This is a genomic window from Secundilactobacillus sp. MJ173 (assembly GCF_059704265.1).
In genome coordinates this window covers 1-12246 of sequence record NZ_BAAKGN010000072.1, presented here as the reverse complement: position 1 = coordinate 12246, position 12246 = coordinate 1, and the positions used below count along the sequence as shown (strand labels likewise).

At 44.4% G+C, this 12246-nt stretch carries 12 protein-coding genes; all 12 read left to right on the top strand.

All coding sequences use genetic code 11. From position 1 onward, the window contains the following. The first annotated feature begins 17 nt into the window (after window positions 1-17). The 12 genes from smc to rplS all read left to right on the top strand — a co-directional run bounded on the left by smc (window position 18) and on the right by rplS (window position 12228). Window positions 18-3569 carry a chromosome segregation protein SMC gene (gene smc, locus AC6H04_RS11340; protein ID WP_497571779.1) on the top strand — a complete coding sequence of 1184 codons (3552 nt, stop codon included), beginning with the start codon at window positions 18-20 and terminating at the stop codon, window positions 3567-3569. 20 nt (window positions 3570-3589) lie between these two features. Beyond that, the gene (ftsY, locus tag AC6H04_RS11335; protein ID WP_497571778.1) at window positions 3590-4987 is read left to right on the top strand and encodes a signal recognition particle-docking protein FtsY; all 1398 of its coding nucleotides are present in this window, start codon (window positions 3590-3592) and stop codon (window positions 4985-4987) included. A 138-nt stretch (window positions 4988-5125) separates the two neighbouring features. After that, a complete protein-coding gene (locus tag AC6H04_RS11330) occupies window positions 5126-5467 on the top strand; it encodes a putative DNA-binding protein (RefSeq protein WP_497571777.1) in 342 nt (113 codons plus the stop codon). Window positions 5468-5485: 18 nt separating this feature from the next. Next, a complete protein-coding gene (ffh, locus tag AC6H04_RS11325) occupies window positions 5486-6934 on the top strand; it encodes a signal recognition particle protein (RefSeq protein WP_497571776.1) in 1449 nt (482 codons plus the stop codon). A 64-nt stretch (window positions 6935-6998) separates the two neighbouring features. After that, the gene (locus tag AC6H04_RS11320) at window positions 6999-8156 is read left to right on the top strand and encodes an ATP-binding protein (RefSeq protein WP_497571775.1); all 1158 of its coding nucleotides are present in this window, start codon (window positions 6999-7001) and stop codon (window positions 8154-8156) included. Window positions 8157-8171: 15 nt separating this feature from the next. Further along, window positions 8172-9422, top strand: coding sequence for a vWA domain-containing protein (locus AC6H04_RS11315; RefSeq protein WP_497571774.1), 1251 nt, complete (start codon window positions 8172-8174; stop codon window positions 9420-9422). A 4-nt stretch (window positions 9423-9426) separates the two neighbouring features. Further along, the gene (locus AC6H04_RS11310; RefSeq protein ID WP_497571773.1) at window positions 9427-9714 is read left to right on the top strand and encodes a hypothetical protein; all 288 of its coding nucleotides are present in this window, start codon (window positions 9427-9429) and stop codon (window positions 9712-9714) included. 143 nt (window positions 9715-9857) lie between these two features. Further along, window positions 9858-10133 (top strand): 30S ribosomal protein S16, encoded by a 276-nt coding sequence (gene rpsP / locus AC6H04_RS11305; protein ID WP_054656367.1) that lies wholly within the window; start codon window positions 9858-9860, stop codon window positions 10131-10133. A gap of 9 nt (window positions 10134-10142) precedes the next feature. Continuing rightward, window positions 10143-10400: a KH domain-containing protein gene (locus AC6H04_RS11300; RefSeq protein ID WP_089109470.1), complete on the top strand. Its 258-nt coding sequence runs from the start codon at window positions 10143-10145 to the stop codon at window positions 10398-10400. 63 nt (window positions 10401-10463) lie between these two features. Beyond that, a complete protein-coding gene (gene rimM, locus AC6H04_RS11295; protein WP_497571772.1) occupies window positions 10464-10985 on the top strand; it encodes a ribosome maturation factor RimM in 522 nt (173 codons plus the stop codon). Then, on the top strand, window positions 10985-11740 hold the full coding sequence (gene trmD / locus AC6H04_RS11290; protein ID WP_497571771.1) for a tRNA (guanosine(37)-N1)-methyltransferase TrmD: 756 nt from the start codon (window positions 10985-10987) through the stop codon (window positions 11738-11740). Before rimM ends, trmD begins: the two co-directional genes overlap by 1 nt. Before the next feature lie 125 nt (window positions 11741-11865). Continuing rightward, window positions 11866-12228, top strand: a complete 363-nt coding sequence (gene rplS, locus AC6H04_RS11285) for a 50S ribosomal protein L19 (RefSeq protein WP_497571770.1) — start codon at window positions 11866-11868, stop codon at window positions 12226-12228. Window positions 12229-12246 lie beyond the last annotated feature (18 nt).

Sequence of the window (12246 nt, the reverse complement as noted above, 5' to 3'; positions counted from 1 at the left end):
GTAAGTGGGGAGCAATTATGAAACTAAAATCGCTAGAAATTAGTGGTTTCAAGTCGTTTGCGGACGATACCAAAATCGAATTTGAAGATGGCGTCACTGGCATCGTTGGCCCCAACGGGAGTGGCAAGAGCAACATTAGTGAAGCTATCCGATGGGTTCTAGGGGAGCAATCTGCCAAGAACTTACGGGGAAGCCGGATGCCAGACGTTATTTTTAATGGATCTTCTAAGCGTAAACCTTTGAACCGTGCTCGGGTAACCATGATTTTGGACAACTCCGATCACTATTTAAAGACAGAATATACTGAAATTAACGTGACTAGAAAGCTTTTTCGAAACGGTGAAAGCAGCTACCAGTTAAACGGTCAAGATTGCCGGTTAAAAGATATCTTAAATCTGTTTATGGATTCAGGGATTGGTGATAATGCCTTTTCCATGATCTCGCAGGGTCGAGTTGAGTCAATTTTCAATAGTAAACCTGAGGATCGCCGTTTTATCGTTGAGGAACTCATTGGCGTCTCGAAGTATCGGCTTGGAAAAGAAAAGGCCAAGCGTGAACTTGACCAAACTGCTGGCTATCTTGACCGGGTCAACGACTTAATGGCGGAACTTGGTGGTCAAATCGAACCGTTGGCACAGCAAAGCAGTTTAGCTAAGGAATACGTTGCTCAGAAAAAGCAGTTTGATAAGCTTGATCAAACGCGGTTGGTGCTTGAAATTGAATCATTGCAAGCCAAGTTAAAAATCCAGCAGGCACAACTGAAAGAAAAGCAATTGCGGGTATCTGATACGAAGCGTCAGCTCGCTAAAAATGCCAGTCAATTAGACACTGCCCGTAAGACGACGAGTTCGTTAACCAGTAAAAAGGATGACACCAATCAGCAATTACTGGATGTAACCTCTCGTAAACAGCAAATGGCTGGTGCTCAAGCCCTCGATTCAGAACGGCAGAAACATCAGCAGCAGACTTTGGGTGAGTTGACTGAACGAATCAAAAAGACGCAGGCTAATTTAAAAACAGCCCAGGAAACTCTAGCGACTACTCAATCCCAGTTGAAAGGGCTAAAAGCCACCTTAAAACAGGATCGTAGCCGTGCTAACCAGTTGAAATCGCAGTTAGATGATTTGGATGAAACTAAGTTAGCTGATGAAGGCGATCAGCTTCAAAACGACTATATTGATCAACTGCAGACCATCACGACGTTGCATAATCAAAAACAGTATTTAGAAAAAAACCAGCAACGGGCAACTTCTGAGAATCAGCAAGCGGATCAACGATTACGGGAACTGCAATCTGAACTTACTGAACAATCTGCCAAGTTAAAATCGGCAAATCAGCAGTTAGACTTACAACAGGCTCAATATGATACGCTGCAAAAGCAATGTCAAACACTGACTAATGAACACAAGAAGCGCCAAGAACAAATCGAACAGTTAAATAATCAGTGGTTGTCAGCACTTGAAGTCAGTCAGCAAGCGAACGCACGATTGAAGAGTCTTCAGGAGTTAGCCCAAAATTATACCGGCTTTTATCAAGGCACCAAAGCCGTCTTAAAAGCCAAGAACCAGCTTACAGGAATCATCGGTCCTGTAGCAGAAATTTTGGATGTGCCAGGTAAGTACACGAAGGCCGTTGAAGCAGCTATCGGCGCACAGCAGCAACACGTGGTCGTGACAGATGAAGCTGCCGGTAAAGCGGCCATTCGATATTTAACTAACAACCAACTGGGACGCAGCACCTTTCTGCCGTTGGATAAGATTAGACCAAACCATGTAGCTGATGATACCTTATCAAGTTGCCATCAAGCTGCTGGATTCTTGGGGGTAGCAGCCGATTTAGTTCGTGTGAGCGATGCTCGCTTAAAGCCAGTTTTGACACATCTACTAGGCAATTTAATTTTTGCGGATGATTTAAACCACGCCGTTACACTAGCCAATTTGATTCATCACCGCTACCGGATCATTACACTGGCAGGTGAAGTGATTTCAACTAGCGGGGCAATGTCTGGTGGTAAGGATAAGCATGAACGTCATGGCATTTTGAGTCAAAAACAAGAACTGACGAAACTGCAAGCCAGTGTTGACCAAATGTCTGAGCAGCTGGCTACCAAGCAAGCTGAGTTACAACGATTAAAAACAGCTCAGAATAAAGATAACCAAAGTGATTATCAAAATCGGCTCAATGAGCTGGATATCAGCCGTCAACGGTCTGAAAATCAGGTTAAGCTGTTGTCCGATCGCGTGACGTCGGTTAAGAAACAAATTGCAGTTCACCAAGCCCAGTGGGGACTTAGTCAAGATAGCGAAGATTTTGCAACACAGTTAAAGCGTAATCAACAGGAAACGACTATTGCTGAGCAAAAACTGGCGTCATTAAAAACCCAGATGGCTGTCCTCAAAGAGCAGAAGGAAAAACGGAGCGAGTCAGTTCAAAAAATCAGTGCTCAGTATCAGGATCAGCGGGCTGTGGTCACTACCAAGTCGGTCCAAGTTAAACAGCTGGACAAGGAAATTACAGCACAGCAGCAACGGGTTCAAGCTCTCGAAGATGAAAGCAATCTCCTGCAAAAAAAGCTCGATGTTTTAAATGCAGAGCATTCAGAAATTGGCGAATCAACTCAAGATCATGAAGCGACACTGAAACAACTCACAAACAAAGAGCAGCAACTAAAGGCTGCTCTAAAACAGTTAAACCTAGATTTAGGCACTGCCAATGATCAGCAAGCGGATCTAGAACGTTCTAATCAACTGGCTACCGAAACTTTGAATAGCGAGCAACTGGCGGTTCAGAAATTAGATGTGGCCTGTTCAAAGTTAAGGTCGCAACTTGATCAGTGTGAAACGTCACTTGCGGAGACGTACCATATTAGTCTGACTTTGGCGAAACAGAAGCAAGTGAATTTATCAGCTGACCAGATTTGCGAAAAATTAAAATTACTGAAGCGCGGACTGGATGACTTGGGTGAGGTCAACGTTTCAAGCATTGATGAATATGATCGTGTGAAATCACGCTACGACTTTTTAACCCAGCAAAAGCAAGATCTTAGCGCTTCAAAGAATAACTTATTGGAAACAATGAATGAAATGGATCAGCAAGTGATTGAACGTTTTGATACCACGTTCAATGCGCTGAATCAGAAGTTTCAAGAGACCTTTGTTAAAATGTTTGGTGGTGGTCAAGCCAAGTTAGTGTTGACTGATCCAGATCATTTATTGACAACTGGGATTGAGATTATGGCTGAACCGCCTGGAAAACGTCTTCAGAGTATGCGGTTGTTATCTGGTGGTGAGCGAGCATTAACCGCGATTACCTTATTATTTGCGGTCTTGCGAGTCCAGCCGGCACCATTTTGCGTCTTGGATGAAGCGGAAGCGGCGTTGGATCCAGCCAATACAGGTCGTTTTGCCAGTTACTTAAACCACTTTGATGATGACACTCAATTCATTATCATTACTCACCGTAAAGAGACCATGGTACAAGCAGATCGTCTTTATGGTATTACCATGCAGGAATCAGGGGTTTCAAAACTGGTTTCTGTGGATTTAAATAAAGTACCTATTACAAGATAATAAATTAAGGATGTGATTTCATGGGACTATTTGATTTTTTCAAACGGCGCGCTAAGCAGGATGAGTCCGAAACGGCAACGGAAAAACAGCCTGAAACTAAAACGCAGCAACCGACTGAGCAGGATACAGAATCAAATGAAACTGATTCACAAGCAACTGAAACGGTGATTAAGGCTGACGAGTCTGAAACCGAAACAGAAACGGCATCAGAAAATTTGACGTCTTCAAAAAAAGTCGATACACCTGCCACGCCCATTTCAGAGCATGCAGAACCGGCCGCTTTAGAAGCTGCAAAACCAAAGGAGCCTGAATCTGAACAAGATACTCAACTGACATCACCAGAAGAACCGTCAGAAGAACCTGAAGTAGATACACAACCTCAGGCAGAACCTATCGAAGTCACAGATAACAATCCGCAGCCTGCATCTGATCAGGAAGAACCAATTGTTGTTCCTGAAACAAGTGATCAAACGGAACCAACTGAAGCCGAACGATACGACAAGGGACTGGAAAAATCACGGTTAACTTTTGGTCAACGATTGAATCACTTGCTGGCTAACTTCCGGTCGGTTGATGAGAGCTTCTTTGATGAATTGGAAGAAACGCTGATTGGCGCTGATGTTGGCTTTGATATGGCCATGAAGATCAGTGATGAACTTCGTGAAGAAGTAAAACTTAAAAACGTCAAGAAATCCAAGGACGTTCAAAATGTGGTTGTTGAAAAACTGATTGAATTGTACGATCAGGCCGGTACTGAGGAAAATAATGGTCTCACTTTTGCTAAAGAAGGACCAACCGTGATTCTGTTTGTCGGTGTCAACGGGGTCGGAAAAACAACCACCATTGGTAAAATGGCTAACTTGTTTAAACAGCAGGGCAAAAAGGTGCTGTTAGCAGCAGCTGATACGTTCCGTGCCGGAGCCATTGAGCAGCTAAACGTTTGGGCTCAGCGTGATGGTGTAGATATCGTTAAAAAGCCGGAACAAAGTGACCCCTCTGCAGTGGTATATGATGCATTGAAAAAAGCCAAATCAGAAAATTACGATATTTTATTCGTTGATACGGCGGGGCGTCTGCAAAACAAGACTAATTTAATGAATGAATTGGCCAAGATGAAGCGGATCATTACACGTGAGATTCCAGATGCACCTCACGAAGTGCTCCTAGTGCTGGATGCAACAACGGGTCAAAACGCCTTAAACCAAGCGAAAATGTTCAAGGAAGCCACGGATGTTTCAGGAATTGTGCTGACCAAGCTGGACGGTACTGCTCGTGGTGGTATCGTGCTGGCAATCAGAAACGAATTGCACTTGCCCGTTAAGTATGTTGGCTTGGGTGAACAAGTGGATGACTTGCGGCCATTCGAACCAAGCGAATTCGTTTATGGTTTGTTTAAAGGGTTGGTCGACGTTAAATAATGACATTAAGTCGTTAGTCTGTTCGGGACTTAACGACTTTTTGAATTTTTTTAGGAAACCCTATCGCTATGGTTAGGATTTGGTATAATAGATTGGCTAGGTTAAACTCAGTCAGTATTGTGGATGGGAGGAAACAACGTGGAGATAGCTAAAAATAACCGAATTAATTCGCTGTTTGCCTTTTATCAGCCACTCTTGACCAAGAAGCAAAACGACTACATGCAACTCTATTACGGTGACGACTATTCACTAGGCGAAATTTCTGAAGAGTACGATGTCAGTCGCCAGGCAGTCTATGACAATATTCGTCGGACTGAAAAGATTCTTGAAACCTATGAAAAAAAGTTGCATTTGCTGGAGGAATTCACCAGACGAAACCAACTGGCGGATGAAATTCAGAACTATGTTGCAAATAAATATCCAAAAGATCAACAACTTAACCAGCTGGTTCACCAATTAGAATCGGCTGAAGAAGAATGAAAGTTAGGTGCATAATAAATGGCATTTGAAGGACTAACCGAGCGTTTACAAAACGCCATGAAGAAACTTCGTGGTAAAGGAAAAATTTCTGAGGCCGATTTACGCGATACCATGCGTGAGATTCGACTGGCATTATTAGAAGCCGATGTTAACTTCGACGTGGTTAAGGATTTCGTTAAAACCGTCCGCGAACGAGCAGTCGGTGCTAAAGTGTTGGAAGGGTTAAATCCCGCTCAGCAAATCGTCAAGATTGTTGACGAAGAGTTAACTAAAACCATGGGCGAAACGGAAGTGCCCCTAAACAAAGCACCGAAGATTCCGACTATTATTATGATGGTTGGGCTTCAAGGTGCTGGTAAGACCACTACTGCTGGTAAATTAGCCAACCAACTTAAAACGAACGAGAACGCGCGCCCATTGATGATTGCGGCCGATGTTTATCGACCAGCTGCGATTGATCAATTAGTCACTGTTGGGAAACAAATCGATGTGCCCGTTTTCGAAATGGGAACGGATACCGACCCAGTGGAGATCGTTCGTCAAGGACTCGCTAAAGCTGAAGCTGACCATAACGATTACGTCTTTATTGATACTGCTGGTCGTTTACAGATCGATGAACAGTTGATGGATGAGCTGGCTCGGATCAAAGAACTTGCCCATCCTAATGAAATCATGCTGGTCGTTGATGCGATGACGGGGCAAAATGCCGTTGCTACCGCACAAGGTTTCAACGATAAGCTAGATGTCACCGGTGTGATTTTAACGAAGTTAGACGGTGACACCCGTGGCGGTGCTGCACTGTCAATTCGTGCGGTTACCGGTAAACCGATCAAGTTCGTTGGTGAAGGGGAAAAGATGTCTGATTTGGACGTCTTCCACCCTGATCGAATGGCTTCACGAATCCTGGGTATGGGGGATATGCTTTCCCTGATTGAAAAAACCCAAAAGGAATACGATGAAAAACAAGCTCAGGAATTAACTGAGAAGATGCGAGAAAATTCATTTGATTTTAACGATTTCTTAGATCAAATGGAACAGATTCAAAAGATGGGACCAATGGATCAACTGATGAAGATGATCCCTGGTATGGCTAATAACCCTGCATTGGCTAACGCTCAAATGGATCCAAAGGATATGGATCACATTAAGGCTGTGATTTACTCTATGACGGAACAGGAGCGAACTGAACCCGATGTTCTTAATCCATCACGTCGTCGCCGGATTGCCGCTGGTTCTGGTCGTCCCGTCCAAGAAGTGAACCGCATGATTAAGCAGTTTAATCAAATGAAAAAGATGATGAATCAAGTTTCAAAGGGGAACTTCTCTGGGATGCAAGGCATGATGAACAATGCCGGCATGGGCAACGCCCTTGGTGGCAAGATGGGTGAGATGGCAATGAAATCAATGTCACGGCGCATCAAGAAAAATAAAAAACGGCGTAACAGTTTAAAACGACGTCGCAAGTAACGAATGATTGAGTCGGGGGTGAAAACCCTGGACTCTTTTTTGAAAAGAGGAAGAAGGCGGATGGATGTTATCCTATCAAGAATTAGTGACAGCAATTCCCGTCGTGATCAAAGCTGGTAACGTTCCAGCGATTGTTGGGGAAGCTGGAATAGGTAAGTCAGCATTGGTTCAAACGGTTGCAGAAAACATGAGCGCTAAGTTGTTTACTACGGTTGTTAGTCTCTCCGAAAAGGGGGATTTGGCGATCCCCGTCCCGCCAATGACGGACAGTGCCTTCGTTAAAACGTCGAAATATGGTGAATTGGCTGACGTTAAGTTTGGTTATACGCACACCTTAATCGAAATTATTCAGTGGGCTGAGACTCATCCAAAACAGCCGATCATTTGGTTTTTGGATGAGTTTAATCGAGGCACCCAAGCAGTTCAAAGTGAGCTAATGAACTTGGTATTACAGCGCCAGATTAACAGTTTACGATTACCGGACCAGGTCCATATGGTGCTAGCCGAGAATCCTGATGCCACCATGATGGGTTTTAAAACCAGTGATTATGGCGTCACGGTGGGTGATGCTGCTATTAATGATCGAACTGTTCGGCTTGTCATGCGCGCGGATGCATCTGACTGGCTCCAGTGGGCCGAATCTGAAGGACATATTATAAAAAGTGTTTGTCGTTTTATCGAAGAAAATCCACAGCAATTGGCACCTACCGAGCATGACGATGATTTATACCCGACGCCACGGGCTTGGCAACGTGTTTCACGTAATTTGCAGGTCCTGAATGAACTGTCGGCTGATCAACAACAGCGGGTTCGTTTAGACATCCTAAAAGGTGATTTAGGCGTAACCGTTGGTGAGAGTTTCGAACGCTTTATTCGACGGCAACAAGCCGGCCTGAGTGCTCAGGAAATCTACGCTGGTGATACACTAGATCCAGCAGTTGTCCAAATTTTTAGCGGTGCTGGGATCGACCAGCAGCAATCCATTATGAACAGTCTGATTCAGCAAGCCGACCATTACCCACTTACGGAAGAACGCTATGCTAGTCATTTCACTGCGCTGCTAAACCTAATGCCAGTTGATGCACAGTTTGCGGTGGCGCTAAAACTAGCGGAAATTCCTGATTTATTAGAACAGCTGTACGAAGCAGCACAGAATTATCCGCTGGTGAAGCAGTTATACGATCAGTTGACGGCTATTGGTTTAAAAAACGACATAAACTGAGAGAAGGGTTAAGACATGTTTCTAACTCAGTTGAGTGACTTGGCTGATCAAACAGATCCTGGTCAATTACAGCAGCAAACTCAAGCATTGTTTCAGCAAGTCACCAGTCGATTACTCAATAGTCAACGTTTCTATGGTGAACTGTTGTTGCGGTTAGACAAGCAAGTCGATACCGACCTATCTTCAGCGATGGCACTGACAACGGCTAAGCGGCCAGGCTTATTGATTAATCCGCAGCAATTGAACGAATCGGTCCGTTCTGATGACGATCTGTTGGGTTTGGTACAGCACGTTATGGGCCATTTGGCTTGGCAGCATCCCGTCCGATATCTAGGTGAGGGTACTGACCCCCTAGTTCAAATGGCCACGGACATAGCCGTTAATGATAGTCTTAAGCCGTTGTATCCGGGTGCTATCACACGTCAGCACGTTAATTTTGAATTAGGGCTGCATTTAACGGCTGGCCTGGGTTCGGCTGAATACCTCTCCCAGCTAAAACGAGCACTGCGTCAGGATAAAACCGGCGCCAAGGGCAAGCAAGTTAAGCAAATGATCGGCCAATCACCGGAAACGCATATCGGCTGGCAGCAACTGGATCAAGAGGCAACTATGCAGTTGGATCAGTTAGTTGCTGATTCCTGGCACCAGACGCCAGTTAAACAGCGAGGCTTGCTACCCAGTCGGCTTCAGCACCAGTTAAATCGGCGGCCTGCTAAATTGATGCTGGACTGGCACCAATTGATCATGTTGGGCTTAAAGGGACCTCAGAAGCGCCAGAAACCCGCTTATAATCGATTTAACCGGCGTCAGCCTTACCGTCTTGAACTTCCTGGAATATCACGAACGGCTACTCGTCAGCTCTACTTATTCGTTGACCAGTCCGGTTCTATGACGGATACGGAAGTCCAAAATATTCTCGCTCAAATTGTCCAGCTTTTAAAACGATATCGTGATAAAATAACGGTAATTCCCTTTGATGCCGTAGTACACGATCATCATTTACAGACGATTTCGCACAGTAATCAGGTTACCTTCAAACGGGTTGCTGGCGGCGGTACTGCCTATCAGCCGATTTTTGACTGGCTCGTTAAACGGGGCGTCAATGATGCTAACGCGTTGGTATTGATTTTAACTGACGGCCATGGCGAAGATAAGGTGATCACTCACGGGCTAACTCATTTGATTTGGGGATTAACCACCACTAAGGCGGATCTTTCAGTAACCCGGCCAGTGGGCATTGTTACCGTGATTCGTGAAAGGAAGTAGCTTTATGCTGACAGCCCAGCAATTACGTGCCGTCATTCAGCAGAACATGCCTTTTAAACGGGCACAGAGTATTTTAAAAAATGACTGGCAGAATATGAATGACCAAAATCCGTTGGCAAGACAATTTATGACGGTTAATGATTTACAGTTTGCACTGGCACTGCAAGGCCTTCAAACTGAGGTTCAATTTGCGGATACTAATGATTATGCCAGTGTGATGTCGTTTATTCATGCTCATCAAGCTGATCTAGCCCCAGGTAGCCGAGAATTTTTGCTACGATCATTTAAGTGAATGGCGTTCCATTGATCAGTTTTAAAATCGTTATTCGCGCTTACAGCCACTTTGTTTTCAGGTGTAAAGAAAAAAACCTTTACAACCTACTAGATAACTGGTATATTATTTATCGTTGAAAGAATTAACAGGAGGTGTCATGCATGTCAGTAAAGATTCGTTTAAAGCGGATGGGTTCTAAGAAGCGCCCATTCTACCGTATCGTTGTTGCGGACTCACGGAGTCCTCGTGATGGTCGTTTCATCGAAAAAGTTGGGACTTATAACCCACTTGTTGAACCAGCTCAAGTTGAACTTGAAGAAGAGAGTATCATGAACTGGTTAAACAACGGTGCCCAACCTTCAGATACTGTTCGGACATTACTTTCCCAAGCAGGTATCATGAAGAAGTATCACGAAGCTAAGTTTTCAAAAAAGTAGTGATCAGTCATGACTGACTTTAAAAAATTAATTACCACGATTGTAACGCCCCTAGTTGAACATCCTGAAGCTATTGAGATCGAACGCGTTGAAACTGATCGGTTTTACGAGTATCACTTAACGGTTGCCGGTGACGATGTGGGTCGTGTAATTGGCAAGCGGGGGCACGTTGCTTCTGCAATTCGCACAATCGTATATAGCGTACGGATCAATGATCCCAAGCGTGTACGGCTTGTCATCAATGACGAGTCTAAAGCTCCCAAATGAGACTCGTTCTCGGGAGCTTTTTTGATACTTTAGATAAATAACCAAGTGAAAGGCAGGTGCGTAATGTACTATAAAGTTGGAACCATCGTTAACACCCACGGTATTCGTGGTGAATTAAGAGTTGTTGCTACCACTGATTTTCCTGAACAGCGCTTTAAGAAGGGCAGTCAGTTAGCTTTATTCAAAAACGAGCAGGATGCTAAGCCAGTTGGCACAATTACCATTAACAGTGCCCGTCAGCATAAAGGCTTCATTTTAATTACCTTAGCCGGTTATGACAATATTAATGATGTTTTGAAGTATAAGGGCATGGTTTTGAAGGTTGCTGATGAGAACCTTAGCGATAACGATTTGGACGATGGTCAATACTACTATCACCAAATCATTGGGTTGAAGGTTGTTAATGAAAACGGTGAGAAACTGGGTACCATCAAAGAAATTCTGGCACCAGGTGCTAACGATGTCTGGGTAGTCTCTCGGCCTGAGAAGGATGATTTGTTATTACCAGTTATCGATCAAGTCGTTAAAAAGATTGATATAGCAGCTGGACAAGTTACCGTGGAATTAATGGAGGGGTTAGAGTAATGCGAATCGATGTCCTCAGTTTATTTCCCGACATGTTTGGTCCACTCCACGATTCAATCGTGGGGAAGGCACTAGACCGTGATGAGCTTGAAGTAGCCGTCACCGATTTTCGCCAATATTCCACCAACAAACACGGTAATGTAGATGACTACCCATTCGGTGGCGGTGCTGGCATGTTGCTGCAAGCACAGCCGATTTTTGATGCCATGGCTGCTACCCAAAAAAAGGCGCAGGAATTAGGACACGAAAAAGGCCGGGTTATTTTAATGGATCCGGCTGGTGTACCGTTTACCCAGAAAGTGGCTGAAAACTTTGCACGCGAGGATCACCTCACGTTTATTTGCGGACACTACGAAGGGTACGATGAACGCATCAGAACTTTGGTGACCGACGAAGTGTCCATGGGTGATTACGTGTTAACTGGCGGTGAGTTGCCGGCGATGGTTATGATCGATGCCATTTCACGGCTATTGCCTGGTGTCTTAGGCAATGAAGAATCCGCTCCAGGCGATTCGTTCTCCACGGGTTTGCTAGAGTATCCGCAATATACGCGCCCTGCTGACTTTCGCGGTATGAAAGTACCGGACGTGTTGATCAGTGGCAATCACCAAAAAATTGATGAGTGGCGAGAAATCCAGTCGCTTAAACGGACCTTGCTTCGGCGCCCAGATCTTCTGGAACAATTAGAGTTAACGGGTGATCAGAAACGCAAACTTCGTGATATTAAGATCGATTTAGAAGCAGAAAAATCATAATCGTTTTGAATAAAGCTTTACTCACCGTAGTAGATATGATATTCTAGTAGATGGCTGTTTAGCCACATTAACAATATTCCGCTGTCGAGATTGAGTATGAATGTTGATTGAAGGAGAGAAACAACATGCGACAAAACCAATTAATCGAAAAGATCAACCAAGATCAATTACGGACTGATATTCCTAACTTCCGCCCTGGTGACACTATCCGTGTTCATGCCAAGGTTGTTGAAGGAACTCGTGAACGTATCCAATTGTTTGAAGGTGTCGTGATCAAGCGTCGCGGTACTGGTATCCAAGCAATGTATACTGTTCGTAAGATTTCTAACGGTGTTGGTGTTGAACGGACTTTCCCTGTTCATTCACCACGTGTTGCCCAAGTAGAAGTTATTCGTTACGGCCGTGTTCGTCGTGCTAAACTTTACTACATTCGTGCATTGCACGGTAAAGCAGCTCGTATCCCAGAAGCTCGTCGTCCTCGTAAGTAGTCGACAGTTTCTATTAAA

Bases quoted from the DNA above. Each gene is read 5' to 3' on its own strand.
- smc (WP_497571779.1), top strand. From the start codon at position 18: ATGAAACTAAAATCGCTAGAAATTAGTGGTTTCAAGTCGTTTGCGGAC.
- ftsY (WP_497571778.1), top strand. From the start codon at position 3,590: ATGGGACTATTTGATTTTTTCAAACGGCGCGCTAAGCAGGATGAGTCC.
- ffh (WP_497571776.1), top strand. From the start codon at position 5,486: ATGGCATTTGAAGGACTAACCGAGCGTTTACAAAACGCCATGAAGAAA.
- AC6H04_RS11320 (WP_497571775.1), top strand. From the start codon at position 6,999: ATGTTATCCTATCAAGAATTAGTGACAGCAATTCCCGTCGTGATCAAA.
- AC6H04_RS11315 (WP_497571774.1), top strand. From the start codon at position 8,172: ATGTTTCTAACTCAGTTGAGTGACTTGGCTGATCAAACAGATCCTGGT.
- AC6H04_RS11310 (WP_497571773.1), top strand. From the start codon at position 9,427: ATGCTGACAGCCCAGCAATTACGTGCCGTCATTCAGCAGAACATGCCT.
- rpsP (WP_054656367.1), top strand. From the start codon at position 9,858: ATGTCAGTAAAGATTCGTTTAAAGCGGATGGGTTCTAAGAAGCGCCCA.
- AC6H04_RS11300 (WP_089109470.1), top strand. From the start codon at position 10,143: ATGACTGACTTTAAAAAATTAATTACCACGATTGTAACGCCCCTAGTT.
- rimM (WP_497571772.1), top strand. From the start codon at position 10,464: ATGTACTATAAAGTTGGAACCATCGTTAACACCCACGGTATTCGTGGT.
- trmD (WP_497571771.1), top strand. From the start codon at position 10,985: ATGCGAATCGATGTCCTCAGTTTATTTCCCGACATGTTTGGTCCACTC.
- rplS (WP_497571770.1), top strand. From the start codon at position 11,866: ATGCGACAAAACCAATTAATCGAAAAGATCAACCAAGATCAATTACGG.